This is a genomic window from Rhizobium sp. SAFR-030 (assembly GCF_059415005.1).
Genome location: NZ_JBPFDO010000001.1, coordinates 1,041,304 through 1,067,385, shown reverse-complemented (window position 1 = coordinate 1,067,385; position 26,082 = coordinate 1,041,304). Strand labels below are relative to the sequence as shown.

Below are 26,082 nucleotides of genomic sequence, written 5' to 3'. Positions count from 1 at the left end.
CACCGCCGCCGCGCCTCCGCCGTCCTCACGCGAAACGCTCGCACAAGCTTCGCGCTCTAGTTTGGAGCCGGGCAAAGAGCTCTTTATCCAGTGACGGTGCGGGAACAGAATGAATCTGTTGGCTCAATTCAATCAAGTTATGAGAAATCTTGGGGCGCTTGGGCAAACCAAGCTGCTGGCGCTTGCGGGTGTCGGCGTTCTGTCGATGGCTATCGTCATCGCCGCGGCCCTGATGGTGAACAAGCCATCCTACGAGACGCTGTATGTCGGTCTCGAGACCTCCGACCTCAACCAAGTCAGCATCGCGCTGGCGGAAGCCGGCATTGACTTCCAGACGGGCCAGGACGGCACGAGCCTGCAGGTGCCGGTCGGCATGACCAGCAAGGCCCGGCTGATGCTGGCCGAACGCGGCCTGCCGAACAGCGCCAACGCCGGCTACGAACTCTTCGACAATGTCGGTTCGCTCGGCCTCACCTCCTTCATGCAGGAAGTCACCCGCGTCCGCGCGCTTGAAGGCGAAATCGGCCGTTCCATCCAGCAGATCAGCGGCATTGCCGCCGCCCGCGTCCATATCGTCATGCCGGATGTCGGCAACTTCCGCCGCGCCGGCCAGAAGCCCACCTCCTCGGTGATGATCCGTGCCAGCAGCGAGGCGGGCCGCAAGGCTGCCGCATCGATCCGCCACCTGGTGGCCTCCGCCGTTCCCGGCCTCGATGTCGAGGACGTCACCATTCTCGATTCGACCGGTCAGCTGCTCGCCTCCGGCGACGAAGCCGGAAACAGCGCCCTGAACCGCTCGATGAACACCCTGCAGACGGTGCAGAAGGAAATCGAAAGCAATATCGACAAGGCGCTCGCCCCGTTCCTCGGCATGGACAACTTCCGCTCCAGCGCCACGGCGTCCATCAACACCGACAGCCAGCAGATCCAAGAGACGGTCTACGATCCGGAATCGCGCGTCGAACGCTCGGTAAAGGTCACCAAGGAGGCCCAGAAGTCGCAGCAACGCCAGCCCGACTCGGCAGCGACGGTGGAGCAGAACGTTCCTCAGGCAGCCCCTGAGGGCGGTGGCGGCAATACGCCTGAATCGTCGGATCAGTCCGACAAGAAGGAAGAGCAGACCAACTACGAGATCAACTCGAAGACGACCGCGACGACGCGCAACAGCTACCGCATCGAAAAGCTTTCGATCGCCGTCGTCGTCAACCGTGGCCGAATCGCCAAGATGGTCGGCGAGCCTGTCGACCAGCAGAAGATCGACGCCTACCTCGCCGAGATGCAGAAGATCGTCGCGACAGCTGCCGGCGTTAATCCGGACCGCGGCGACGTGGTGACCCTGACGGCCATGGATTTCCTCGAAGCGCAGCTGCTCGAAGAATCCGCCGGCTCCGGCCCTGGCATGGGCGAAGTGCTGACCCGCAACCTCGGCGGTATCATCAACTCGCTCGCCTTCGTCCTCGTCGCTTTCCTCGTCGTCTGGTTCGGCCTCCGCCCGGTCATCCGCAACATGACGGGCTCCGGTGCCGCGACAGAAGCTGCCGGCGAAGCTGCCGGCCTGGAACTGCCGGACTTCTCGCCGGCGGGCGGCAACCCGGCACTCGTCGATGGCTTCGGCTCGGATTTCGGTTCGGACTTCGGCTTCGACGGCTCGAGCGACCTGTTCGGCGGCGAAGAGGATCCGAACGGCGGCTTCAATCGCCGCGTCAAGGAAGGTCCGGAAAAGCGGCTGTCCCGGATGGTCGAGCTCTCGGAAGAGCGGGCCGCGAAGATCCTGCGCAAATGGGCAGTCGATCGGGCCGCCTGACACACCGCACAATCAGACGACGAAGGCCGCCTCCGGGCGGCCTTTTCGGTTGTGTGGCGTACAAAAGCGGCGGCGACGCTTGACCGGACCCCAGCAGCCTGTAGGAAATGTAGCGAGGTCATGGCAATTCCAAGGCTACCGCCTAGAATGGCGGTGATTCGGGGTGGGCTGAACGTGATCATGACTGGTCATAGCCGCGCTCCGGCGACGACGAAACGACGGGACCCGAGGGTGGCGGGTCGCGGTGCGCCCACCTTCAAAGGAGAGTGGCAGAATGGACGTCCGGGGCGCTGAGTTCGCATCCGAAGGCCGGCATTTCATCGAGCCAGATGCCGCCAGGCCGGTCTTGCGCGAAAAGTTCCTCCGTCGTCTGACGATCACCGGGACCTCCAACAACATCCCCGCCGCCATGCGGCTTCTGACCGACTATGTCGGCGCCTCCCACTATCTGCTCGCCCGATACGATCTGGTTCAGGAGCAAGGGCTCGACTCGATCGTTGCCTCCAACTGGCCGTTCGATCTCGTCCGCCGCCTCGGTACCGACCTGTCGCGCGGCTACTCACGTTCCACCGAAATCGAGAAGTGTCTCGCCATCCTGACGCCGCAGTTCGCGCTGCTGCCGGACGACGTGGATCTGCCGGAAGATGTCAGCCGCCAGTACTGTTCGCTGACCTTCTGCGCCGGCCGCACCCGCTACTCAATCATGCTGCTGTTCCTCGAGGGGCTCATCCTGTCGCAGGACCGGCTGCGTGAGGTTGGCCTGCTCGCCGGCTACGTGCTCAGCCTCGGGGAGACGCGGGAAGCCCGTCCGGACCGCGACTTCGAGCTGACCGATCGCGAGCTCGAATGCCTGTTCTGGATTGCCGAGGGCAAGACCAGCGACGAGATTGCCGTCATCCTCGGCATCTCGCGCAACACCATCAACAACTACATCACCAGCGTCATGCGCAAGACCGCGACGAAGACGAGATCCGAAGCAATCGCATACGCGGTGCGCAACAACCTGGTGTAGGGCGAGACCATGGCCTCTTGGCATACGGCGTTGAGGAACGATGCGGACAGCGGATCGCCGTATGGCGCCGGTTCGCGTGCGTCCAGTCGCTCGGACATATTCCCGAAGCTGGTGACGATGCAGAAGACGCTGCACGCGCGCAACTTCGCCGTCCTTCGAATTTCCGGTGCCGGCCTTCCGAACAAGCGCAAGCTGATCTGCGAACTCGACAACTGGGGCGCGCTGGCCTCCGAGCACAGCAGTGCGCTCATCGAAGCCTACGGCGATGCCTTTATCCACCATATCGACCTGTCGCTGCTGCCGATGACATGGCAGAGCAGCGATGCCGAAGCCCGGAGCGGCGGCGGTGAGACGGTGCCGCTGGTGCGCAAGCTGGAGGCCAGCAGCCTTGGCTTTTCCGGCATCGCCTTCCCGGTCCGTCTGGGGGCGCTTGGCAACGGCTATGTCGCCTTCTCCGGCGGCCCGGTGAACATCGCCAGCGAGATCGTCATCGACCAGCACGTCCGAAGCTTCCATATCATGATGGATCTTCTGGCCCTCGACGAGCGGCGCACTCTTCCATCCGAGACGCTGAGCGAACGGGAGATTGCCTGCCTCCAGCTCGCCGGCGACGGTCAGATCAGCGAAGAGATTGCCGAGCGGCTCGGGCTTTCGGTGCACACCGTCAACGCCTATCTCGGTTCAGCCACCATCAAGATGGACGCGGTCAACCGCATCCAGGCGATCGCCAAGGCGATCCGCCTCGGCTACATTCACTGACAACTGGTCTTTACTGGCCGCATCGGCCGAGCCTTGCCTGCGCGAAGCGGCGCCGAGGCTCGGTCGACGCCCTATGCCATCCCTCAGCCGGCAAGTGCCGTCGGATACTTCACGAAGCGGGCGTCGTGCAGGCTGCGTGACAGGAAGCGGGTATTTTCCTCAGGATCGTCGGACGGATCCTGGAACGCGATATGATCGATCTCGATGCCGGCCGTCTTGTCGCTGAGCATCAGGCGCGCATAGACAGAGACGCCCCGCGGCTTGATCTCGAGATCGAGAACCACCTCCGGCTGGCCGTCCCATTCCAGCCGGTAATCGCCGCCCGAGCCGAAGCTGACGGTACCCGGATGGAAGAACAGTTCTGCGGCCGACGACACCAGATCGGCGATGCTGCCATAGCATTCGAGCCGCAGCAGCGAGATCAGATCGGCTGCATCCAGCAGACGCAGTTCAGTCGCAACAGGGTTGATCGCAAGCGCCAGAATCTTTTCTCTTTCCAACGAGTAATCGCATTTTTTCATAGTTGCTAACGTGTCCGTCTTTTGGGCGACCTGGAGGCATAGACCCGGTGAATCAGTTCAGCCACGGCCTTGTAGAAGGCTGCTGGAATGACACTATCGATCGAGACTTGCGCAAACATGGAGCGCGCCAGAGGCGGATCTTCGAAAACCGGAATGTTGTTGGCCTCTGCAATCTCACGAATCTTGAGGGCAACGAGGTCAGCGCCCTTGGCAACAACGATCGGCGCGTCGCTTTCCTCGCGCACGTAACGCAGTGCCACCGCATAATGCGTCGGGTTGGCGATCACCAGCGTGGCGCGCGGCACGTTCTTCATCATCCGCTGGCGGGCGCGGCTGCGCATGACAGACCGCTGCCGGGCCTTGACCATCGGGTCGCCCTGGGACTGCTTGTTCTCGTCCTTGATTTCCTGCTTCGACATCTTCAGCTGGCTGAACCAGTGATGTCGCGTCCAGAAGAAGTCGAACACCGCCAGCGTGCCGGTCGCCAGAAGAATGATCACCATCATCTTCTTGATCGCCGTATAGAGCATGCCCGGTACGACCAGCGGATCGGCGAACATGGCATCGATCGTGTGCAGGAAGTCGCTGCGCATCATGAAGAACATGATGACGCCGACGATCAGCACCTTGAACAGCGACTTGCCGAATTCCACCAGGCCCGGAACGCTGAAGATCCGTTCAAACCCCTTGACCGGCGACAGGCGCGACAGCTGCGGCCGGACGCGCTCGAGGACGAAGGACGGCATGTTCTGTGCAAGCGACGAAACCAGGCCGAAGATCATGAACAGCAGCATGGCTGGCAGCAGGAAGGCTGCGGCGTCCCAGGCGATGCGCACCGAGATCGATACGACGTCGGAAGCGTTCTCCAGCGCCCACTGGTCGGGCTTCTCGATGAGGTCCTTCAGGGCCTGGCTGAGCTGCGCGGTGCTGCTTGGCAGAAAGAAGACGAGGAAGAAATAGAAGGCGAGGGAAGACGCCAGCAGCGTGACTTCCTTGGAGAACGGAACGTTGCCCTTGTCCGCGGCATCGAGCAGCTTCTTGTGGGTAGGGCTCTCTGTTTTACTGTCTTTGTCGTCCGACAAGGGATCATCCCTGCGCTGGAAGGGCAGGCGGCCCCCCGCTTTGGTTCGCGAAAGCCGTCATGGCTTCCAATGCCGGCGGCGCATGCCGCCAGCCGTATCAGGCTGCGGCCGGCGCGCTTTCGACCTGTTCGGAAGCCTCTTCCTTCAGCTGGATCTGCCCGGCATTGGACAGGCGGATGGCTTCCTGTGCCACAGCGCGGCGGGCAATCGCCACTTCGCGTGGATTGATCGCCGTGTTGGTGGCGGCAAGATCCGACTCGATCATGCGGCGCTGGCGAGGGCTGATCGCCGAAAGCACGCTTTCCTTGATCTCTACGGGTGCGCCGCGCAACGCCATGGTGAGGATGTCCGAGGCTATATCGTTGAGCAGCATGACGCGGCTGCGCTGCGGCATCGCCAGGAGGTCTTCAAAGAGGAAGATCTTGGGACGCACCTTGTTGACCGATTCCTTGCTGATCGTCTCCAGCGAACTCAGCAGCGTGTCGACCTGCGGCTTGTCGAGCTCGTTCATCAGCTCGGCCACCTTGTTCGAACCGTTGGAGTTGCGCTCGGCTTCGATCATCTGCGTCAGCTCGATCACCCGGTTCTCGATGATCTGGGCGGCCTTCGGGCTGACATCCTTCATGTTGACGGTACGGTTCATGATGTCGGCGCGCTGGCTGTCGGGCAGCTGGATCAGCAGCTTGGCGCCGAAAGCCGACGGCAGCATCGACAGGATGTAGGCGATCGTCTGCGGATGCTCGCGCTGCAGGAAGGTGCCGACGAAGATCGGGTCGGCATCCTGGAGGCGGTCCCAGATCGAGGCTTCGAAGGCCTGGAACGCGGTGCGGCGGCCGAGCAGGCCGTCGACCTCTTCCGGCGTAAGTCCTTCTTCGAGGATGCTTTCGATGGCGCGCGCATTGTCCATGAGACCCGCACCTTCGGTGAACAGGTCCTCGAACTCGTTGACGAGCTGCAGCAGCTCGTCCGGCGGGATTTCACGCAGCGACTGCGCCGACGCGATGATCGTCTGGAGTTCGGCTTGCGTGAAATATTTCAACAGTTTCCCGGCGACCCCCTTGCCCATGGCAAGCAGGACGGCAGCGGCTTTTTCAGCTTGGGATAACGGTTTCGTGGAGACAGCGCCTCCGAAATCGTCAAAGTCCATCATGGTCTTCCCTCACTGTCCCTCATGGGATCAGGTTTTCTTTGTACCCATCACTTCCGTGAGCTTAACACCGAAGCGACTATCGTCATGTTCCAGGACGGTGATTTCGCCCTTGGCGATCCGGCGACCATTGACCATGATCTCTACCGGTTCGCCGATCTTCTTGTCGAGCGCAATGATTGCGCCTTCCTCAAGTCCCATCAGGCCGGAGACCTGCATCTTGCTGGTTCCGAGCACAATCTCGACGTTGATCGGGATATCCATGATCAGGTCGAGGTTAGAGGTGAGCGCGCTGCCCGGCTCCGGCGTCGAGACATCGGCCCCGCCGAACGCCGCTCCACCGAAGTCGTTTCCACCGAAGTCCGAACCGCCGAAGGACGAGGTCTCGCCGCCGAGATCGGCACCGAAGGGGCTATCGCTGTCCGACAGCGAGCCCGCTCCGAAGTCACTGGCGAAATCGGGGGCCCCACCGTCGGTATCGGCTTTCAGAACGCCACGCAGATCGTCGATCGCCTGATCCAGCTCGACCTCATTGCCTGCTGCAGGAAAATCGTCGAGATCGATAAGAGGTGTCTTCTTGGTTGCCATGACCACATTATTCCTGTTGAAACTTGCGTCAGCCTGCCCATTGCCGCAGTGCGGGAAACGCGCTCCCGCCTGCTACCCCATGAGGTGACGCAGAAGCTCGTCTTCTGAGCTGATATTGTCCTTCACCCGCACCGTGTAGCGCTCTCCCGAACGGCCGAATTCGCAGGAGTACATGTCCCGGCCGTTGGCGCTCACTTCGACGCGGACGTCGTTCTTGTCCTCGAAGGCGATGATGTCGCCGGCCGCGAGCTTCGAGATCGTCTTCAGCGTCAGGCTCTGCAGCCGGATCCGCGCCTCCAGCGTGATGTGCGAGCGGCGCACCTGGTCGGCGATCCGGTCGGCCCATTCCTGCTTCTGCTTGGCCACCTGGCCGGTCGCGCGCGGCGTTTCCACCTTGGTCTTCAGAAGCGCCTTCTGCGGAATGACCAGCGCGATCTGCGACGTGACCTTGCCGATGTCGATCGTCATGCGGATCAGCGCGCCGAACTCGATCGGAGCGTCGGCTTCCGGGGCAGGGCGATCCTTGGCATTGTGCGGAAGCTCGAGACTGGCTTCAAAGCCGCCCGCCGCATTGACGCCCGACCGCAGTACGTTTGCCATCCGTTCGAACACCATCTGTGCCAGATCGAGCTCGATGTTCGACAGCGGCCGTTCCGCGGGCTGCGAGACCGTCTCCGGTGCAGCGCCGAGCATGTGCTCCATCAGGCCGATGACGAAGCTGCTGCCGCAGGCGAGCACGAAGTTCGGACACCAGTTGCGCAGCGAGCCGTCCACCAGGCTGAAATCGCCGAGGCTTGCGACAAGATCCGGCATACGGCCCATCTGGAAGCCGCTGTAGTTGACGCTGATCGACAGGCCGGTCTCGCTCTGGAAGACGTCGGGCAGGAACTCCGAATAGAGATGGCCGAACTCTCCGCAGATCTTTTCGACCGTCTTGTGGTCGCCAAGCCCGCCGGTCAGCTTGGCAAGCAGCGCCGGGTCGATTGCAGAAGAGCGGTTTTCCGGTTGAGTGCTCATGTCGGTCATGCCGCCTTGTTCTCACCGCCGCCCGGATTCATCATTTCCTGCTCGACGGAATCGATGGACGGACGCTCGTAGTTGGAGATCGTCTTGCGGCCGTATTCGAGCGCCACCTGCGGCACCGAGCCGTTCATGTAAGCGATCAGCGTCTGCTTGACGATGATGTAGAGGCGGTGCTGCTTGGTCCGAACGATCTTGATCTGCGAGCACAGCGGGCTGACCAGGCAGTAGGACAGGAAGATGCCGAGCATGGTGCCGACGAGTGCTGCGCCGATCAGGCCGCCGAGAACTTCCGGCGATTCGTTGATCTTGCCCATTGCCTTGATGACGCCGAGCACGGCCGCGACGATACCGATGGCCGGGAAGGCGTCGCCCATCACCACCAGCGCGTGATACGGCTTCATCTTGTCGTGCAGCAGCGTCTCGATCTCTTCGTCCATCAAAGCTTCGATCTCGTGGCTGCGGGCGTTGCCGATGATGATCAGGCGAACGTAGTCGCAGATGAACGACGTCAGTTCCTTGTTCTTCAGCACCGTCGGCGCCGACTGGAAGATCGACGATTCCTCTGGATTGTCGATATGCGCCTCGATCTCGTTGCGCGACTTGGTGCGCAGGTCGCGCATCAGCGAGTAGAGCACGCCGAGCACGTCGAGGTAGTTGCGTTCCTTCGGCACGGCGAACTTGAAGGCCTCGCCCAGCGCCTTGCCGGCATCCTTGACCACCTTCATGGGGTTGGCCATGACGAAGGCGCCAAGGCCGGCGCCGCCGATGATCATGAGCTCGAACGGCTGGATCAGCACGTCCAGGTGGCCGCCCATCGCCATGAAGCCGCCGAGAACGCAGCCGACGGTGATAATGAATCCGATAATAATGGTCATCGCGTGCCTGTACCGTAGTTTTATCAGGCTTTCGAATACAGGCGCTGCCTTGCGTGAGGCTGGGTAACCGATCGCTTGCAGACGGCTTGAAGCGGAACAGCCTCGCACAAGTTCTTTTGCCTACTCCTGCCGCCAAGGGGCACGACGATGTCCGCAAATCGCGTGTACGGCAGCTTTCTGATCGCCGCCGGTCCAAGGGTAACACGGGGGCAGATCCTATGCAGTCCGGATTGTATGTCGGCATTTCCTCGCAGGTCGCGCTTGAGCGCCGCCTCGACACGATCGCCGACAATATGGCCAACATCAACACGGTCGGGTTCCGCTCGACCGAGGTCAAGTTCGACGAGGTCATGAGCCGGACCCGCAACGACCTGAATGCCAATGTCGCCTTCGTCAGCCAGGGCAACGACTATCTGTCGACCCGTTCCGGCGGGCTGCAGCAGACGGGCAACCCGCTCGACTTCGCGGTGAAGGGCGACGCATGGTTTGCCATTGATACGCCGGCCGGTCAGGTTCTGACGCGCGACGGCCGCTTTACCATGCGCGAGACCGGCGAGCTGATCTCCAACCAGGGCTATCCGGTGCTCGACGCCGGCGGCGCGCCGATCCAGCTCAACCGCACCGGCGGCACGCCCGAGGTCTCCGCCGATGGCCGCATCCTGCAGGACGGGGTGCCGGTCGCGACGCTCGGCCTGTTCACCGCCGACATCTCCAAAGGCTATCAACGCTACGAAAACGGCGGCGTAATCCCGGTCGAGCAGCCGCAGGCTGTCGTCGACAGCCTCGAGTCGGGCGTCGCGCAGGGTTACCTCGAGCAGTCGAACGTCAACGGCATCAGCCAGATGACCGAGCTGATCCAGATCAACCGCAACTTCGAGGCTATCTCTGCGCTGATGCGCGATACCGAGAGCTCCTTCGGCGCCGCCATCAAGACGCTCGGCGGATCCTGAGGACTGAGCGATGGAAAGCAACGCGGCCGGAGCATCCGAGACCGGCAAGTTGGCGCAGCTGGCCGACCTGGTGCGCCGCTTCGCCGATCCGGAGGTGGCGATCGCGCCGGGCGGACATGTTCGCACCATTGCCGCCGGCCACTACACGGTGTCCGGCCTGTCGCGACATGTACGGCTTGGCGAATTCGTCGCCCATCGCAGCCCGACCGGTATCCATCTCGGTGAGGTGGTGCGGGTCGAGCCGGACATCATCTATGTCTGCCCCATCGAGCCGGGTGAGCCGATCGGCATCGGCGACGTGGTGATCCGCAAGGGGGCGTTCCGCGTCGCGCCCGACGACAGCTGGTGCGGCCGCACGATCAATGCGCTCGGCGATCCGATCGACAACAAGGGCCCGATGAAGAACGGTCCGCTCAAGCGGCCGATCTCCAATACCGCGCCGCCGTCGATGACCCGCCAAAGGGTCGAGACCGGCTTCACGACCGGCGTCCGCGCCATCGACATCTTCTCGCCGCTCTGCCTCGGCCAGCGCCTCGGCATCTTTGCCGGCTCCGGCGTCGGCAAGTCGACGCTGCTCTCGATGCTCGCCCGGGCCGAAGCCTTCGACAAGGTTGTCATCTCGCTGGTCGGCGAACGCGGCCGCGAAGTGCGCGAATTCATCGAGGACACGCTCGGCGACAACATGGCGAAATCGATCGCCGTCGTCGCCACCAGCGACGAGAGCCCGATGCTGCGCAAGATGGCGCCGCTCGTCGGCATCACCATCGCCGAACATTTCCGCGACCAGGGCGAGAACGTCCTGTTCATCGCCGACAGCGTCACCCGCTTCGCACACGCCATCCGCGAGGTCGCGGTCGCTTCCGGCGAGCCGCCGATCGCCCGCGGCTATCCGGCCTCCGTCTTCACCGAACTGCCGCGCCTGCTCGAGCGCTCCGGGCCCGGACCGGAAGGCACCGGCACGATCACCGCGATCATCTCGATCCTCGTCGACGGCGACAACCACAATGACCCGATCGCCGACAGTGCCCGCGGCATTCTCGACGGCCACATCGTGCTGGAGCGAAGCCTCGCCGAGGAGGGCCGCTATCCGCCGATCAACCCGCTTTCGTCGATCTCGCGTCTCGCCCGCAAGGCCTGGACCGGCGATCAGGAGAAGCTGGTGTCGCGGCTGAAGTCGCTGATCCACCGCTTCGAGGAGACCCGCGACCTGCGCCTTATCGGCGGCTATCGCAACGGCAGCGATCCGGATCTCGACATGGCGATCAAGCAGGTCCCGATCATCTACGAGGTGTTGAAACAGACGCCCGGCGACCCGCCGTCCGACGACGCCTATGGCGATCTTGCGGCAGCGCTGCGCGCCGCGCTGGCACCGCCCCCCGGCAATCAGAGACAGAGAGGATGACGCGCCATGGCGATTGACGACGACAAGACGGTCGCGGCTCCGAAGCCCACGCGCCGCCGGGGACATCTGACCGACCGCATGCTGGCCGGCGGCGGCGTGCTGCTGGCCGCCGCCTCTGCCTTCTTCCCCTGGTATGTCTTCCTCAACCAGGAAAAGTTCGGCATCCGCACGGACGTGTTGAGCCGCACCCGCGATCTGCCGGAGGGGTCGGGCCGCAACGTCTTCAGCGTCTCGCCTCTGGCGCTGGTCGACAATGACCGCGAGCACAGCCAGGCGCCGCTTGCCGACGCCCCAGACCCGATCACTACGGCAACCGTATCGTCGCTCGGCTCAGAGCCGCCGAAAACCGATCCGGCAGCGCTGGCGCAGCCATTCCCCGGCCGCAGCACCTTCCGCCTGATGCACGTTGCCAATGGTCGCGCCATGATCGAGGACAGCTCCGGCATGTACATGGTGCGGATCGGCTCGATCCTGCCCGACAACAGCCGCCTGGCGACGATCGAACAGCGCGAAGGGCGTTGGGTCATCGTCACTTCGAAGGGCGAGATCTACCGCGACGGCGCAACGGCCAGCCCGTAAGTCTGACGCAAGATTACCAGCCTAGGCTTCACCTACAAAATGGAGTGAAGCCTATGCAGCCCATCCAGCTTTTTGATCTCGCATCTCGACAAGCCGAATGGTTGTCCGTTCGCCAGGAAGTCGTTTCCGGCAACATCGCCAATGCCAATACGCCCGGGTTCAAGTCGAAGGACGTGACGCCGTTCTCGGCGGTCCTCAACTCGACCGGCACGCGCATGGCCCGCACGCATCCAGGCCATCTCACCGGCGCCGCCATCGACAGCCGCATCGACGTCGACGTCGAGGAATCGGAGTTGAACAACGAGATCGGCATGCAGGAGTCCGGCAACACCGTCGCGCTTGCCGAGGAACTCGCGAAGACCGGCGAGATCAAGCGCCAGTACGAGCTGAGCACCAATCTCGTGAAATCGTTTCATCGCATGATGCTGATGACAGTTAAGAGGTAGACCCATCATGGATCCGCTTTCAGCCTCTCTCAAGATCGCTGGTTCGGGAATGGAGGCGCAGGCAACCCGCTTGCGCATCGTCTCCGAAAACATCGCCAACGCCCGCTCCACCGGCGATACGCCGGGCGCCGATCCCTATCGACGCAAGACGATCACCTTCGGCACGGAACTCGACAAGGTATCCGGCGCCCAGACCGTCAGCGTCAAGAAGCTCGGCACCGACCAGTCCAATTTCGTCGAGGAATATGATCCGGGCAGCCCGGCTGCCGACGACAAGGGCATGGTCAAGATGCCGAACGTCAACATGCTCATCGAGATGGCCGACCTGCGCGAAGCCAACCGCACCTACGAAGCCAATCTCCAGACCATCAAGCAGACGCGCGATCTCATCAGCGCGACCCTCGACCTCCTGAAGGCCTCGCAATGATCGACAGTGTCCAGAACGTAAGCGCCCTTTCGCAGACCCGCAATCTCGGCGAGACCAGCAGCGTCGAGAGCACAGCGTCGAGCCTTGGTCCTGCCCAGGCGGGCGCCGCCGAAGCCGGCGGCATGTCGTTTGCCAGTGTCTTGGGCGGCATGGCCTCGGATGCGGTCAACAACATCAAGGGCGCCGAAGCGATGTCCTTCGAAGGTATCAAGGGCACCGCCAACACCCGCCAGGTGGTGGATGCGATGCTCCAGGCGGAGCAGTCGCTGCAGACGGCCATGGCATTTCGAGACAAGGTTGTAAGCGCCTATCTCGAAATCACGAAAATGCAGATGTAAGGGATAGGACGCCGTCATGAGAGCACTTTCCGTCGCCGCCACGGGCATGGATGCCCAGCAGACCAATCTCGAGGTCATCGCCAACAACATCGCCAACATCAACACCACAGGCTACAAGCGGGCGCGTGCGGAGTTTTCGGACCTTCTCTACCAGACGGAACGCGCCCAGGGCGTGCCGAACCGCGCCAACCAGGCGATCGTCCCGGAAGGCGCCAATATCGGTCTCGGCGTGCAGACGGCGGCGGTCCGCAATATCCATACGCAGGGCGAGCTGGCGCAGACCGAGAACAAGCTCGATCTCGCTGTCGTCGGCCGCGGCTGGTTCCAGGTGCAGGCTCCTGACGGCTCGACGCTCTACACCCGCGCCGGTGCCTTCAATACCAATGCCGAAGGCCAGCTGGTGACCATCGACGGTTACTCGATCGAGCCGAACATCACCTTCCCGGACGATGTCAGCGAGACCGTCATCAGCCGCACCGGCCAGGTCAGCGTCCGCACCGGCAACAACTCTGAATTCACCGAGATCGGCCAGCTGACGATCGCCAACTTCGTCAACGAGGCAGGCCTGAAGGCGCTGGGCGACAACCTCTTCCAGCAGACCGCAGCCTCCGGCGAAGCCATCGTTGCCGCACCCGAGGATCCGGGCTTCGGTTATCTGAAGCAGGGTTATCTGGAAGCCTCGAACGTCGATGCCGTCAAGGAAATCACCGATCTGATCTCGGCGCAGCGCGCCTATGAGATGAACTCGAAGGTGATCACCACGGCAGACGAGATGGCCTCCATCGTCAGCAAGAACCTGAAGTAAAAGATTGAGGTGGCAGACATGATGTTTCGCCGGACACAGTGGATCTGGGCAAGGAGCCTGCTGCTCCTTGCATCCGCGGCAAGCCTTGCCGCCGCCGGCGTCGCACGCGCCGATGCGGGCACGGCCGTCGTGCCGACGCAGATCATCTATCCCGGGCAGGAAATCGCCTCTGCCGTTCTCCAGGAAGTCGAGGTCACCAACCCCAACATCGCCGGCGGCTATGCCAGCTCGGTGGGCGAGGTCGAAGGCATGGTCAGCACGCGCACGCTGCTGCCCGGCCGTACCATCCAGGTCTCGGCGCTGCGGGCTCCCTTCGCCGTCAAGCGCGGGGCGGCAGTCCGGCTCACCTTCGCGATCGGCGGCATGCTGATCTCCGCCTCCGGAACGCCTCTCGACAACGCCGCCGTCGGTGACGTCATCCGGGTCCGCAACCTGGATTCGGGCGTCACGGTGTCGGGCACCGTCATGGGTGATGGAACGGTGCAGGTGATGGCGAAATGATCAACCGCAAGCTCCTGGCCGTCGGCCTCTGCCTCCTCGCACTCTTCGATACTGCTCAACCGTCCTTCGCCGATGCCGCCCGCATCAAGGACATCGCCTCGCTGCAGGCGGGCCGTGACAACCAGCTGATCGGCTACGGCCTGATCGTCGGCCTCCAGGGAACCGGCGACAGCCTGCGCTCGTCGCCGTTCACCGAGCAGTCGATGCGCGCCATGCTGCAGAACCTCGGCATCTCGACGCAGGGCGGCCAGTCGAGCGCCAAGAACACTGCGGCGGTGATGGTCACCGCCAACCTGCCGCCCTTCGCCAGCCCCGGCAGCCGCATGGACGTGACGGTGAGCTCGCTTGGCGACGCAACCTCGCTGCGAGGTGGCACGCTGGTCATGACCTCGCTGTCGGGCGCCGACGGCCAGATCTATTCGGTTGCCCAGGGCTCCGTCATCGTGTCCGGCTTCTCGGCTCAGGGCCAGGCCGCCTCGGTTACCGAAGGTGTGACCACGGCAGGACGCGTGCCGAACGGTGCCATCATCGAGCGTGAACTGCCGTCGAAGTTCAAGGATGCGGTCAACCTCGTCCTGCAGCTCCGCAACCCGGATTTCTCGACATCCGTCCGGATTGCCGATGTCGTCAACCGCTATGCCGGCCAGCGCTACGGCGCGCCGATCGCCGAATCGCGCGACTCGCAGGAAGTCGTCATCCAGAAGCCGAAGTCGGCCGACCTGACACGGCTGATGGCCGACATCGAAAACCTGGTCGTCGATACCGATACCCCGGCCAAGGTCGTCGTCAACGAGCGCACCGGTACCGTCGTCATCGGCGCCGACGTCAAGATCTCGCGCGTCGCGGTCAGCTACGGCACGCTGACGGTCCAGGTCACCGAGTCGCCGCAGATCATCCAGCCGGAAGCCTTTTCCGACGGTGAAACCGCCGTTCAGCCGCAGACCGATATCAGCGTCATGAAGAGCGGCAGCAATGTCGCCATCCTCAACGGGCCTGACCTGCGCACACTGGTCGCCGGCCTCAACAGCATCGGCGTCAAACCCGATGGCATCATCGCCATCCTGCAGGGCATCAAGTCCGCGGGCGCCCTCCAGGCGGAGCTCGTCATCCAATGATGAACGGTCAGATCGACATGAACAGGTGTGAGGCAGGCAACGGCTCTTCGCGCAAGCGGCTGGTAGTCAGGCTGCTCGGCGCCGCCGCCCTCCTGCTGCTCGTTCCGCAGGTCAACGCCCAGCAGGCCAACCCGGCGCTGCCGAGCTCGACCTCCGAGGATATCCAGAAGTTCTGCACCAATATTGCCGATACGGCGCGCGACCAGCGCTACCTGATGCAGAAGCAGGAGCTGGAGAAGCTGCAGTCGGACGTCAACGAGCGCATCGCGCTGCTCGAAAAGCGCAAGAGCGAATACGAGGACTGGCTGAAGCGTCGCAACGACTTCATGACCAAGGCCGACGCCGGGCTTGTCGACATCTTCAAGACGATGAAGGCGGACGCCGCAGCCCCTCAGCTGGCCGAAATGAAGACGGAACTCGCCGCGGCGATCCTCATGAAGCTGCCGTCGCGGCAGACCGGCCTGATCCTCAGCGAGATGGACCCCAAGAAGGCGGGGATGATCTCGATGATCATGTCCAGCGCTGCCGACCCCAAGACCTCGAAGGACCGTACATGACCAAGCGCGCCCCCGCTTTGCTGGCCGTTATGCTGCTGGCCGGCTGCCAGAGCCAGACCGTCAAGGAGATCGGCAACGCTCCGGCGATGAGCCCGATCGGCAGCGGCCTGCAATATGCGCAGACCCCGCAGATGTCGATGTATCCGAAGCAGCCGCGCCAGATGGCCAGCGGCTACTCGTTGTGGAGCGACAGCCAGGCGGCCCTGTTCAAGGACGCCCGGGCGCTCAACGTCGGCGACATCCTGACGGTCGATATCCAGATCAACGACCGCGCCTCCTTCGACAACCAGACCGACCGCACCCGCACCAACTCCACCAGCCTGAAGTGGAGCGCTGCGGCCAGCATTCTCGGCCTGTCGCCGTCGACGGATGGCGACATGGGAACCGACTCGGATACCGAATCGAAGGGCAAGGGCACCACCAAGCGGGCAGAAAAGCTGACGCTGCTGGTTGCCGCCGTCGTGACCGGCACGCTGGAGAACGGCAACCTGCTGATCAGCGGTTCGCAGGAAGTGCGCGTCAACCACGAGATCCGCATCCTCAATGTCGCCGGTATCGTGCGGCCGCAGGACGTCGATGCCAAGAACACGATCTCCTACGACAAGATCGCCGAAGCCCGCATCTCGTACGGTGGCCGCGGTCGCCTGACGGAAGTGCAGCAGCCGCCTGTCGGCCAGCAGGTCGTCGATCTGTTCTCGCCCTTCTAACGGGGCCGAGGGAAGGACCAAACGATGGAAGAAGCCGCAGAAGGCGCCCCGCCGAAGAAGAAAAGCGCGTTGGTCATGACCATCGCCGGCATTGCCGTCGTCACCCTGATCGGCGCCGGTGGCGGCTGGGTGCTGGGCGGCATGATCGCGCCGAAGATCCCCGGATCGGACCAGGCAGCCGCCAGGCCGGCGGATGCAGCGGCCGGCGCTCACGGCGACAAGAAGGAAGAGGGGCTGCCGCATATCGCCACCGAAGCGGCCGGTGTCGTGCAGCTCGAGCCGATCACAACAAATCTTGCCTATCCTTCCGCAAACTGGGTTCGTCTCGAAGTGGCGCTGGCCTTCGATGGCGCGCCGCAGCTGCCGCTCGCCGAGGAGATCCACCAGGATATTCTCGCCTATATGCGCACCGTCTCGCTGCAGCAGATCGAGGGTCCGCGCGGCTTCCAATATCTTAAGGACGACATTCAGGAACGTGTTGACCTGCGTTCGCAAGGCAAAGTATCGAAGGTGATGTTCAGAACCTTCGTGATCGAATGATTCGACTGATAACGCTGCTCGCCGCCTTGCTGGCGGTACCGGGCCTGGCCCTTGCCCAGCAGTCACCGGCGGACCTCTTGAATCTGCCGATCGACGGCTCGGCGGCAGCGTGGATCATCCGCACCTTCGGCCTTCTGACGGTCCTCTCGGTTGCCCCCGGCATCCTGATCATGGTGACCAGCTTTCCGCGCTTCGTCATCGCCTTCTCGATCCTGCGCACCGGCATGGGTCTTGCCTCGGCGCCCTCCAACCTCGTGCTGATCTCCATGGCGCTGTTCATGACCTTCTATGTCATGTCGCCGACGTTCGACCGCGCGTGGAACGACGGCGTGCAGCCCATGCTGCAGAACCAGATCGGCGAGGCGGAAGCGGTGCAGCGGATCGCCGAGCCCTTCCGCACCTTCATGTCCGCCAATACCCGCGACAAGGACCTGTCGCTGTTCGTCGACATCGCCCGCGAGCGTGGCCAGTCGGTCGGAACGCCCGAGCTGATCGACTACCGGGTGCTGATCCCGGCTTTCATGCTGTCGGAAATCCGCCGCGGCTTCGAGATCGGCTTCCTCATCGTGCTGCCGTTCCTGGTCATCGACATGATCGTTGCGGCCATCACCATGGCCATGGGCATGATGATGCTCCCGCCGACCTCCATCTCGCTGCCGTTCAAGATCCTCTTCTTCGTGCTCATCGACGGCTGGAACCTGCTCGTCGGCAGCCTCGTCCGCTCGTTCAACTGAACGCACGCACGCGCCCGTGAGGGCGGTGCTGGTGCCGACCCCGGCAACCAGCGACCACTGTCGCAGGGCAGAGCAGGGGATCTGTTCGTCCTGCGTGGCCCCTTGTTTCAGTTCAAGGTTGGGGCAAACGCTCCGTCGATCCAGGCCTCGAAAGTGCTCCCCATCTGCTGAGCCTTGGCGTTCGAGATATCCCACAGGATGAGACGGCCGCCAATCGAGGAGAGCAGCGAACGGACCTCCGGCGCCAGCGGCTGATGCCTTTCGAGAAAGTGCACCTCGTAACCGATCCTGCCACTGCGGCGGCGGGTATCCTCGGCGTTGTCGCACAGGACGAAAAACAGCGGGTCGCGCGCGCCGAAGGACAGCTTTGGCAGGTGTTCCGACAATGCGCTGTCGGCGGACGCGGTCAACACGAACGCAGGTGCGTCCTTGACGACATCGCGGATGGTGATCAGCCCGAGGCTGGCAAGCGTCTTGCTCTGGATGTCGCCGGTATCGTAGCTGCCGCCCGATTTTGTACGCGACTGCTCGTAGATCGACGGCCGCCGCACGGCGATCGGGATCAGCCAGTTTGCCTGTCGCGGAACGTTGATGCAGGGGATGCCGCCTTCCCGAGCGAATTTGGTCACCCAAATGTCGGCCATGTTCGGTGCAAGGAAGTCCTCCAGCGCCGGATTGAAGGTGGCCGTATGGAATGCGCAGGTTCCGGTTCCGGGAACATGAACGTAGCGTCTGTGTAGCTGCGACTGCTGGAAGTGCAGCACGGCACGAGAACTGTCGTCGTAATAGTTTTCGAACGGCTGCGACAGAAGCGAGCCGTGGGCGCAGACGATCGCTTTGCCGCCGGTCCACGCCAGTTCGGTCGCCATCCGCACCGCATAGTCTCTCGGATAGACGATGTCGTCGTCGCAGGTAAGGTAGATCGAGCTTTCCGAGAACTGAAGGCCCCAGAACTTGCCGGCGTCGCCGTATCGGGCACCGTCTGGCTCAAGGTGGTATCGCACCTTCTCCATCCCCGCCAGAAATGCCGGCGCTTCGTCGAAGCCGTTCAGCGTGAGGAACAGTTTGTCCACCTGAGGCACGATGGAGGTCACGGCTGCCCGCAGGCCATCCTCATTTCCTGGGATGGATGCCATCCCGGCAAAGATCCCGCGCGTTTCCGGCAGCTTTGCACGGATCGCCGAAGGCAGTTGCCCGAGCGCCTCGAGAACGCCATCCACGGAACGTTCGAACATTCTGAAGAGATAGGTGGGGGTGTGGTTATAGACCGCCACCTTGCGGTAACCAAGCGGCCGCAGGATCGCCTCGATGGCGATCAGGTGATCGGCCGTCGCAGCCTCGATGAGAAGCGAAGGCTGACAGCGGCGCAGGGTTTCGAGGCCCCCATTGAGGACTTCGCACTCCATGCCCTCCACATCGATCTTGATCAGGTCGACCGGCTCGTCGCCGACGAAATGATCGAGGGTCGAGATCTCGATGTCGCCTGTCTCCGACGCGAGCACTTGAGCTTTGCCAAGATTGCCGGCATCGTCGAGGCTGACGACGCCCCTTCCCGAGCTGCTGCCAAGCGCAACGTCGTGAATGCGCACGAGGCTTTCTGCGCCGTTGATCGCCACGTTGTCGCGCAGCTGTTTCACCGCCGCCGGATTCGGTTCGAAGGCGAGAACATTCGCCCCCAGCAGTTTGGCGAAGAATATGGTGTGATTGCCGATGTTGGCGCCGATGTCGACGACCGTGCCGCCCTTTGGCAGGAGCGCCGACGCCTCGCGCAGCATGTGCTCCTCGTAAAAGCTTCTGGTGCGCAGGATATGGCTCTGTATGTGATCATTCGGGTCAGGCAGGCTGAACCGGATCGTCAGGCCCTCCAGGGAGAACTCACAGGTCTTGGTGTTCGTATCGGTCACGCGTCGGCGTCCTTTTCCAACGAATCGGTCGGGTTAGTTTGCTGTCCATCCGACCAGGAAACTTCCTGCAATGGCCCCGACGCAGCTTTCGAGATTGGCATTCAGGCGGTCCCAGCGGGATTTTCCGGCATTGGATGCCTCAAGGGTGGAGGTAATCGCCACAACCATGAAGAATTCCGGGTCGAGCAATGGCAGCGTCGAGGACAGCCCGCTTTCGAGGAAGGCAGGCTCGTCGGCCGCACCGCGCGCATCGAGGATCAGGAAGTTGTATCCGTTTGTCGCCGATCCTGAAGGATCTGCATCCGCTACGATTTGCTCGACGCCGAGGAACCGGAGCGGTCCCGAATAGCCGCCGAGCCTGGCGCGCTGGGAGATCCATGACCTTGAATCGGTACCGGCGGTCATGCATGTGACGGCACAATTGTCACGTGATGCCGCGATGGCCGACGTTATGAGAGCGGACGCCGGGTTGCCCAGGTGAAGGAGCCGCATCGGCTCGACCTGGCTGGTCAGATTGCAGAGCGACAGGATTTCCAGCGGCGTCAGGGCATTTCGCGCGGCGCTGTCGATGGCGTTGATGACCAGCGGGAAACGCGAGAAGATCAGATCGATTGCCTTCTGATCCCAGGGCGACGGCGCAACGGCCACGGTTGCGACATCTGCGGCACGGGCTGTCTGTCTGTCTTCGTCACGTCTCGACAGACTGGGCTTGCGGAAGATTTCGCCGGCCGACTTCTGCTGATGCTGAGAGTTCAATCCGACCGAGTTCGGATCCAGGTTGTGGTGGGAGTAGGGATTGGTCGCCGTGTAACGGTAGGTGAGCCTTGGAATGAACTCGTAGCGGCGCGTCTGGTCGAGAATGGGCAAGGCCAGAGCGATGTCGCAGGCCGCCTGATACCACTGTCCGGCTGAATTCTTGAAGTAATCTTCCGGCACAGTTGTCAGCAGGAGCGCACGGAAGCTGAAGAGATGGCTCGTCCTCCATCCCTGCTGGCGCGGGGATACGAGCGGATCGAGTGCGCTGCTGCCCCCTTGCATCCCGTTGTCCGTGACGTAGTTCGTCCACACCACGTCCTTGCCGCCCACATAGCGGCTGGACAGGGTGGAGAGGATCGTCGGGTCGATGAGCTGGTCGTCGCTGTCGACGACCGTTATGAACGTCGCATTGCCGGCGCGGGGCCGCAGGTGCTCCCAGGCACTTCTCGCCTTGCCGAAGCGTGTCTCGTTGCGGATGAATGTGTGTCGGCCGGGAAAGAGATCGGTGAGGTGCTGGCGCGCGATCTCTGTGGTGTCGTCATCGGACGCATCATCGATGAACAGGACATGCAGGTCCTGAAGCGACTGCCGGGCAATGCTGCGCAGGCATTCGGCGACGTAAAGCTCGCAGTTGCGGCCCGTGACGAACAGCAGGCAGTCGGACTTGGGGTGTTGCATGGGCATTCTCCGCTCTTGGACCACAGGCAGGCTAGACAGCTCGACCGCCCGCTGTGACAGCAACAGCTCCTCTTGATTGAATTTCAGCGTCGGGCGACCGTCAGCCTTCCACCAGGAATGGCTCGGCACGCGCTTCAAGCGCCGGTACGTCGATGTGATCCGGCGCCTGTCCCTGCCTGGCCCGATCCGCCATCAGCGCGTAAGCCTGCTCGAGGTGGCGGCAGAAGCGCTCGGAATCGAACAGCGGCTTCAGGAGCCGGTTTGCCTCGAGCCTCTCGGCGAGGACCGACAGCTTGTCCCGGTTCTCATAGAGGTCGATCGCCCGGCGGACATAGTCATTCTCGCTGTCGGCGATGAGTTCCGGCAGATCCACGGCACGCAGCAGGCTCTCCGAAACGCGCGAGGCAAAGTGGGTACCCTTCATCGTCAGCACCGGAAGTCCGGCCCACAGCTGTTCGGAGGTCGTCGTATGGCCGTTGACCGGGAAGGTGTCGAGACCGACATCGGCGAGCGTCAGGCGCGCCATGTGCTCTTCATAGGAGACGACCTTGGTGAACACGACACGCTTGCCGTCGATGCCGGCCGCGGTGATCCTGTTGCGGATATTGTCGCGCGCCTCGTCCGACTTGCACATCAGCCAGAGAACGCTCTTCGGCGTCGCCTTCAGGATGCGGATCCACAGATCGATGTTGGCAACCGAGATCTTCCGGGTGGCGTTGAAGGAGCCGAACACGAAGGCGTCGTCCGGCAGGCTTGCATCGGCGCGGGTGAACAGCTTGCGGCGCGGCCGGTCCACGGGATTGTTCGGCTGATAGCTCTCCGGCAGGCGGCAGAACTTCTCCCAATAATGCGGTTTCGACTGGTCCGGCAGGACGTAGCGATCGCCGACGATGTAGTCGAGGTCGACGTTGACGGTGGTTCCCGGGAAGCCGAGCCAGGCAATCTGCACCGGCGCCGCCTTCTGGTTGAGGATGCCCGGACGACCGCCGCGGGTGTGCCCCTTCATGTCGACCAGGATGTCGATTTCACTGTCACGGATCAACTTTGCAGCGGCGGCGTCGTCCATGTTCCGGACCGACACGATCCGCCCCCAGTGGCTGCGGTCCTGATCGATCTCGGCCTTCAGGTACTGCTCGTCGGTGTAGCAGAACAGCGTGACGTCGACCTTGCTCTTGTCATGCTGGGTGAGGACGGTACCCACCAGCTTCATCGTCGCATGGTCATGCCAGAAGTCGGATGAGAGGTAGCCGATGCGCAGCTTCTTGTCCCAGCGATGCGGCATCGCCAGCCGCTCGGCCGGATTGCAGGCCGGGAATGCATTGGGATTGTAGCTGGCGAGCTTGTTGAGGGGTTCGTTTGCCAGCCAGTGGAGATTGTAGAACGGCGCCTCCGCCCGCATCATCTGGCCGGCATTCATCGAAAGCATCCGGTCGATCTGCGGCTGCAGCCGCTCCATCTCGGCGAAGTTGTTGACTTCGCGCTGGAAGACCAGATGCGCCATGATGATGACCATGCTGCGCGGCATGCGCTCAAGCAGATTGGCCACCGTCTCGCGGTCACGCGGGTTCTCGGGCGTACCCGTGAGGAGCAGCAAGGCAAGGCTGTTGTGGCGGGAGTTCGGGCTGGTCGACAGGGCCGGCAGGAAAACCCGGATCATGTCCTTTTCGCCCCGCTTGAAGAACAGCGATGCGATGATGAAGGCAAGATCCGGGTCGCGACGGGCGCGCTCGAGGATCGGCCGACCGAGGCTGAGGGCGAGATCATCGTTGCCGAGCTCGAAGTGGATTTTCATCGCTTCGGCATAATGGTCTTCAGCCCGCGAACCGCCCAGCTCGGCAGCGAGCACAAAGGTTCGCGCTGCTTCCTCGCGAAAGCCGAGTGCCACCAGTGTCTTTGCCAGCAGAACGTATGTCTTTGCGTCCTTCGAGTGGTCCAGAAGCCTGTTCAGCGAAGCAAGTGCGTCGGTGTACTGGCCTTTGTGAAAGCTTTTCGAGGCGTTCGAAAACAAAGTCTGCGGGGTCAAAGGCGGGGCTCCGAGCTGAATGGCCAGTCTGTCGCGGGCACCCTGTCGCCACGCGATAACCTTAAGGCTAGTCGGTGGAGCTTGTCCGAAACCGGTGTCGTCCCGTCCGTTAACGAATCGGTGACCATTCCACTCGGCTTGTCCAGACCCATTTAAGGAATCCGCAATCATTCTCTGCGACTGTTTTCCTCACATGACGGGTTTGGTTTTCCAGGAAATCTGGAACCGAGTGGGCATGAAGCCAGACGTCATCACCGGTAGTTAAATCCGGTATGTCCCCAAATAGTATTCAGTCAAAGGGACTATATCGCTATGACCAGCATTCTCACGAACAACGCTGCAACTGCTGCGCTTTCCACGCTGCGCTCGATCAGCAGCCAGATGGAAACAACGCAGGGCCGTATTTCGTCGGGCTACAAGGTCGAGACCGCCTCCGACAACGCAGCCTACTGGTCCATCGCAACGACCATGCGCTCCGACAACAAGGCTCTCGGCACGGTTCAGGACGCTCTTGGTCTTGGCGCGGCAGCCACCGACGTTGCCTACACGGCGCTTGAATCCTCGATCAAGGTCGTCGACGAAATCAAGATGAAGATCACCGCCGCCTCGCAGCCGGGCGTCGACAAGGACAAGGTCCAGAAGGAAATCACGCAGCTGCAGGAGCAGCTCGTTTCGATCTCCAAGTCGGCATCCTTCTCGGGCGAGAACTGGGTCTACAACACCAGCACCGATGCCGCCGGCACCAAGGCGATCGTCGGCTCGTTCAACCGTGACGCATCGGGCAATGTCAGCCTGACGACGCTGGAATACGACACCAACAACTCGTCGCTGATCGAAGTCAACGCTTCGGGCGCCAACGTCACCAACGGCACGGGCCTGCTGTCGAGCAACCTCAGCTACGAAACAGAGACCGGCTCCACCGCGTCGCTCAGCGTTTCGGTTCTGACCCTCGACATCAGCAACATGACCGCCGGCGAACTCTCCAACGCCCTGAAGGCCGTCGACTCGGTTCTCCAGGACATGACGGACGCCGCTTCGGACGTCGGTGCACTGAACAGCCGCATCGACATGCAGACCAACTTCGTTGCCGATCTGATGGACAGCATCGACAAGGGCGTTGGCAAGCTGGTTGACGCCGACATGAACGAAGAATCGACCCGCCTCAAGGCTCTGCAGACGCAGCAGCAGCTCGGCATCCAGGCTCTCTCGATCGCCAACAGCGACTCGCAGAACGTCCTGTCGCTCTTCCGTTAATCGAAACAGCCACGCCAGCAATGATAGATCGCGCTCCCCTCGGGGGGCGCGATTTTCGTTTGTGAAGACGGTGGCTCTGGATGGCTGGGAAGCAGGCATCCACCGAGGTCTTCTTCCTGAGGTTCTCGGAGGCGCTCGCTGCAGTTCTAAATGTCTGAGGCTAAAAGCGCTTTCGCTTTACCGTTCATTAACTAGGTTAGGGTTAACTGATCTCACTCAAGCGGTGCGTCTCTCGGCGGAATAGATGTCGAGGCGGGCATGATGCGTAGCACCCCTTGCCGGATAGCAACCGGAATGTCCCTGATTTTCAGCCTGCACAAGGGGCAGTTTCAATGACGAGCATTCTGACCAACACCGCTGCGATCGCAGCACTCTCTACGCTGCGCTCCATCAGCAGTGACATGGAAACGACGCAGGGCCGTATTTCGTCGGGCTACAAGGTCGAGACAGCCTCCGACAACGCAGCCTACTGGTCGATCGCAACGACCATGCGCTCCGACAACAAGGCCCTCGGCACGGTTCAGGACGCTCTTGGTCTTGGCGCGGCAACCACCGACGTTGCCTACACGGCGCTTGAATCCTCGATCAAGGTCGTCGACGAAATCAAGGCAAAGATCACCGCTGCCTCGCAGCCGGGCGTCGACAAGGACAAGGTCCAGAAGGAAATCACGCAGCTGCAGGATCAGCTCGTTTCGATCTCCAAGTCGGCATCCTTCTCGGGCGAGAACTGGGTCTATCACACTGGCTCCGCCGGTGCTGGCACGCAGTCGATCGTCGGTTCGTTCAACCGTGACGCATCGGGCAATGTCAGCCTGACGACGCTGGAATACGACACCAACAACTCGTCGCTGATCCAGGTTGATGCTTCCGGCGCCAACGTTTCTCTCGGCGGCACGGGCCTGCTGTCGAGCAACCTCACCTACAACACCGACACCGGCTCCTCCGCATCGCTCAGCGTTTCGGTTCTGACCCTCGACATCAGCACCATGACCGCCGGTGACCTGTCGGCTGCTCTGAAGGGCGTCGACGCCGTTCTCCAGGACATGACGGACGCCGCTTCGGACGTCGGTGCACTGAACAGCCGCATCGACATGCAGACCGACTTCGTTGCCGACCTGATGGACAGCATCGAAAAGGGCGTCGGCAAGCTGGTAGACGCCGACATGAACGAAGAATCGACCCGCCTCAAGGCTCTGCAGACGCAGCAGCAGCTCGGCATCCAGGCTCTCTCGATCGCCAACAGCGACTCGCAGAACGTCCTGTCGCTCTTCCGTTAAGCCGCTAACGCCTAACCCGATCCTTCGAAAGGCCGCGCCCCGTGCGCGGCCTTTTTCGTATATGCGCAAAACCACCAGCTTCGCGCAGGCTAAAGCCGCTCTAATGCATCTTGAGAAATGGTTCCTGCGTCACCGCGGGCTTCGGGCCTATTGCCGAGACCGTTTTTTAAGAACGCCGGAGAGCGTCGGAAGAAGTCCGTCGCTTGCACGCATGATGCGACCCAGCGTTGCCGGTTGAGCTCCGGCATGTCCCTTCACTCCTCTGGGGCACTTCTTAG

27 protein-coding genes are annotated in these 26,082 nt (G+C 62.4%); 18 read left to right on the top strand and 9 right to left on the bottom strand.

Translation table 11 applies throughout. The annotated features are described in order from the left end of the window. Nucleotides 1-109 precede the first annotated feature (109 nt). The 3 genes from fliF to visR all read left to right on the top strand — a co-directional run bounded on the left by fliF (nucleotide 110) and on the right by visR (nucleotide 3,575). Nucleotides 110-1,804 carry a flagellar basal-body MS-ring/collar protein FliF gene (fliF, locus tag ACR65N_RS05500; protein ID WP_430305968.1) on the top strand — a complete coding sequence of 565 codons (1,695 nt, stop codon included), beginning with the start codon at nucleotides 110-112 and terminating at the stop codon, nucleotides 1,802-1,804. Between the two features lie 274 nt (nucleotides 1,805-2,078). Next, nucleotides 2,079-2,816, top strand: coding sequence for a transcriptional regulator VisN (gene visN, locus ACR65N_RS05495; protein ID WP_430305967.1), 738 nt, complete (start codon nucleotides 2,079-2,081; stop codon nucleotides 2,814-2,816). 9 nt (nucleotides 2,817-2,825) lie between these two features. Beyond that, a complete protein-coding gene (visR, locus tag ACR65N_RS05490) occupies nucleotides 2,826-3,575 on the top strand; it encodes a transcriptional regulator VisR (protein ID WP_440456053.1) in 750 nt (249 codons plus the stop codon). 83 nt (nucleotides 3,576-3,658) lie between these two features. Here visR and ACR65N_RS05485 read toward each other — a convergent pair whose 3' ends face one another. From ACR65N_RS05485 to motA, 6 genes are all read right to left on the bottom strand, one after another. After that, entirely contained in the window at nucleotides 3,659-4,096 is a 438-nt protein-coding gene (locus ACR65N_RS05485) for a BspJ family T4SS effector nucleomodulin (RefSeq protein WP_430305965.1), read from the bottom strand. Nucleotides 4,097-4,101: 5 nt separating this feature from the next. Next, entirely contained in the window at nucleotides 4,102-5,178 is a 1,077-nt protein-coding gene (gene flhB, locus ACR65N_RS05480) for a flagellar biosynthesis protein FlhB (protein ID WP_440456052.1), read from the bottom strand. 97 nt (nucleotides 5,179-5,275) lie between these two features. Further along, nucleotides 5,276-6,328, bottom strand: a complete 1,053-nt coding sequence (gene fliG / locus ACR65N_RS05475) for a flagellar motor switch protein FliG (RefSeq protein WP_430305963.1) — start codon at nucleotides 6,326-6,328, stop codon at nucleotides 5,276-5,278. Between the two features lie 27 nt (nucleotides 6,329-6,355). Further along, nucleotides 6,356-6,913 carry a flagellar motor switch protein FliN gene (gene fliN / locus ACR65N_RS05470; RefSeq protein ID WP_430305962.1) on the bottom strand — a complete coding sequence of 186 codons (558 nt, stop codon included), beginning with the start codon at nucleotides 6,911-6,913 and terminating at the stop codon, nucleotides 6,356-6,358. A 72-nt stretch (nucleotides 6,914-6,985) separates the two neighbouring features. Further along, complete coding sequence (locus ACR65N_RS05465) at nucleotides 6,986-7,930, bottom strand: FliM/FliN family flagellar motor switch protein (RefSeq protein ID WP_440456124.1); 945 nt, start codon at nucleotides 7,928-7,930, stop codon at nucleotides 6,986-6,988. Nucleotides 7,931-7,935: 5 nt separating this feature from the next. Then, nucleotides 7,936-8,811 (bottom strand): flagellar motor stator protein MotA, encoded by an 876-nt coding sequence (motA, locus tag ACR65N_RS05460; RefSeq protein WP_430305961.1) that lies wholly within the window; start codon nucleotides 8,809-8,811, stop codon nucleotides 7,936-7,938. 218 nt (nucleotides 8,812-9,029) lie between these two features. Here motA and flgF point away from each other — a divergent pair, with 218 nt between their 5' ends. From flgF to fliP, 13 genes are read left to right on the top strand one after another with little or no spacing between them, the layout of a single operon-like run. Then, complete coding sequence (gene flgF / locus ACR65N_RS05455) at nucleotides 9,030-9,761, top strand: flagellar basal-body rod protein FlgF (RefSeq protein WP_430305960.1); 732 nt, start codon at nucleotides 9,030-9,032, stop codon at nucleotides 9,759-9,761. Nucleotides 9,762-9,771: 10 nt separating this feature from the next. Then, entirely contained in the window at nucleotides 9,772-11,163 is a 1,392-nt protein-coding gene (gene fliI / locus ACR65N_RS05450) for a flagellar protein export ATPase FliI (RefSeq protein ID WP_440456051.1), read from the top strand. Between the two features lie 6 nt (nucleotides 11,164-11,169). Then, complete coding sequence (locus ACR65N_RS05445) at nucleotides 11,170-11,742, top strand: flagellar protein (RefSeq protein ID WP_440456050.1); 573 nt, start codon at nucleotides 11,170-11,172, stop codon at nucleotides 11,740-11,742. A 53-nt stretch (nucleotides 11,743-11,795) separates the two neighbouring features. After that, nucleotides 11,796-12,188 (top strand): flagellar basal body rod protein FlgB, encoded by a 393-nt coding sequence (flgB, locus tag ACR65N_RS05440; RefSeq protein ID WP_430305957.1) that lies wholly within the window; start codon nucleotides 11,796-11,798, stop codon nucleotides 12,186-12,188. A 7-nt stretch (nucleotides 12,189-12,195) separates the two neighbouring features. Next, a complete protein-coding gene (gene flgC, locus ACR65N_RS05435) occupies nucleotides 12,196-12,615 on the top strand; it encodes a flagellar basal body rod protein FlgC (protein ID WP_430305956.1) in 420 nt (139 codons plus the stop codon). Then, nucleotides 12,612-12,953: a flagellar hook-basal body complex protein FliE gene (fliE, locus tag ACR65N_RS05430; RefSeq protein WP_430305955.1), complete on the top strand. Its 342-nt coding sequence runs from the start codon at nucleotides 12,612-12,614 to the stop codon at nucleotides 12,951-12,953. The genes flgC and fliE overlap by 4 nt, the downstream gene beginning before the upstream one ends. A 16-nt stretch (nucleotides 12,954-12,969) precedes the next feature. Beyond that, nucleotides 12,970-13,758 carry a flagellar basal-body rod protein FlgG gene (gene flgG / locus ACR65N_RS05425; RefSeq protein WP_430305954.1) on the top strand — a complete coding sequence of 263 codons (789 nt, stop codon included), beginning with the start codon at nucleotides 12,970-12,972 and terminating at the stop codon, nucleotides 13,756-13,758. 18 nt (nucleotides 13,759-13,776) lie between these two features. Then, on the top strand, nucleotides 13,777-14,259 hold the full coding sequence (flgA, locus tag ACR65N_RS05420) for a flagellar basal body P-ring formation chaperone FlgA (RefSeq protein WP_440456049.1): 483 nt from the start codon (nucleotides 13,777-13,779) through the stop codon (nucleotides 14,257-14,259). Next, on the top strand, nucleotides 14,256-15,374 hold the full coding sequence (locus tag ACR65N_RS05415) for a flagellar basal body P-ring protein FlgI (RefSeq protein ID WP_440456048.1): 1,119 nt from the start codon (nucleotides 14,256-14,258) through the stop codon (nucleotides 15,372-15,374). Before flgA ends, ACR65N_RS05415 begins: the two co-directional genes overlap by 4 nt. A gap of 17 nt (nucleotides 15,375-15,391) precedes the next feature. Further along, nucleotides 15,392-15,931: a MotE family protein gene (locus ACR65N_RS05410; RefSeq protein WP_440456123.1), complete on the top strand. Its 540-nt coding sequence runs from the start codon at nucleotides 15,392-15,394 to the stop codon at nucleotides 15,929-15,931. Beyond that, the gene (gene flgH, locus ACR65N_RS05405; protein WP_430305951.1) at nucleotides 15,928-16,638 is read left to right on the top strand and encodes a flagellar basal body L-ring protein FlgH; all 711 of its coding nucleotides are present in this window, start codon (nucleotides 15,928-15,930) and stop codon (nucleotides 16,636-16,638) included. The genes ACR65N_RS05410 and flgH overlap by 4 nt, the downstream gene beginning before the upstream one ends. 24 nt (nucleotides 16,639-16,662) lie before the next feature. Continuing rightward, nucleotides 16,663-17,178: a flagellar basal body-associated FliL family protein gene (locus ACR65N_RS05400; RefSeq protein ID WP_440456047.1), complete on the top strand. Its 516-nt coding sequence runs from the start codon at nucleotides 16,663-16,665 to the stop codon at nucleotides 17,176-17,178. Next, nucleotides 17,175-17,912 (top strand): flagellar type III secretion system pore protein FliP, encoded by a 738-nt coding sequence (fliP, locus tag ACR65N_RS05395; protein WP_430305949.1) that lies wholly within the window; start codon nucleotides 17,175-17,177, stop codon nucleotides 17,910-17,912. Before ACR65N_RS05400 ends, fliP begins: the two co-directional genes overlap by 4 nt. A gap of 107 nt (nucleotides 17,913-18,019) precedes the next feature. Here the strand turns inward: fliP and ACR65N_RS05390 are convergent, their stop codons facing one another. From ACR65N_RS05390 to ACR65N_RS05380, 3 genes are all read right to left on the bottom strand, one after another. Then, nucleotides 18,020-19,816, bottom strand: coding sequence for an FkbM family methyltransferase (locus tag ACR65N_RS05390; protein WP_440456046.1), 1,797 nt, complete (start codon nucleotides 19,814-19,816; stop codon nucleotides 18,020-18,022). Nucleotides 19,817-19,849: 33 nt separating this feature from the next. Further along, nucleotides 19,850-21,250, bottom strand: a complete 1,401-nt coding sequence (locus tag ACR65N_RS05385) for a glycosyltransferase family 2 protein (RefSeq protein WP_440456045.1) — start codon at nucleotides 21,248-21,250, stop codon at nucleotides 19,850-19,852. A 100-nt stretch (nucleotides 21,251-21,350) separates the two neighbouring features. Beyond that, entirely contained in the window at nucleotides 21,351-23,273 is a 1,923-nt protein-coding gene (locus ACR65N_RS05380; RefSeq protein ID WP_440456044.1) for an O-linked N-acetylglucosamine transferase, SPINDLY family protein, read from the bottom strand. 312 nt (nucleotides 23,274-23,585) lie between these two features. On the opposite strand from ACR65N_RS05380, the gene ACR65N_RS05375 reads away from it, so the two are divergent. Continuing rightward, complete coding sequence (locus tag ACR65N_RS05375; protein ID WP_430305945.1) at nucleotides 23,586-24,527, top strand: flagellin N-terminal helical domain-containing protein; 942 nt, start codon at nucleotides 23,586-23,588, stop codon at nucleotides 24,525-24,527. 332 nt (nucleotides 24,528-24,859) lie between these two features. Next, a complete protein-coding gene (locus ACR65N_RS05370) occupies nucleotides 24,860-25,804 on the top strand; it encodes a flagellin N-terminal helical domain-containing protein (protein ID WP_440456043.1) in 945 nt (314 codons plus the stop codon). Nucleotides 25,805-26,082: the final 278 nt, after the last annotated feature.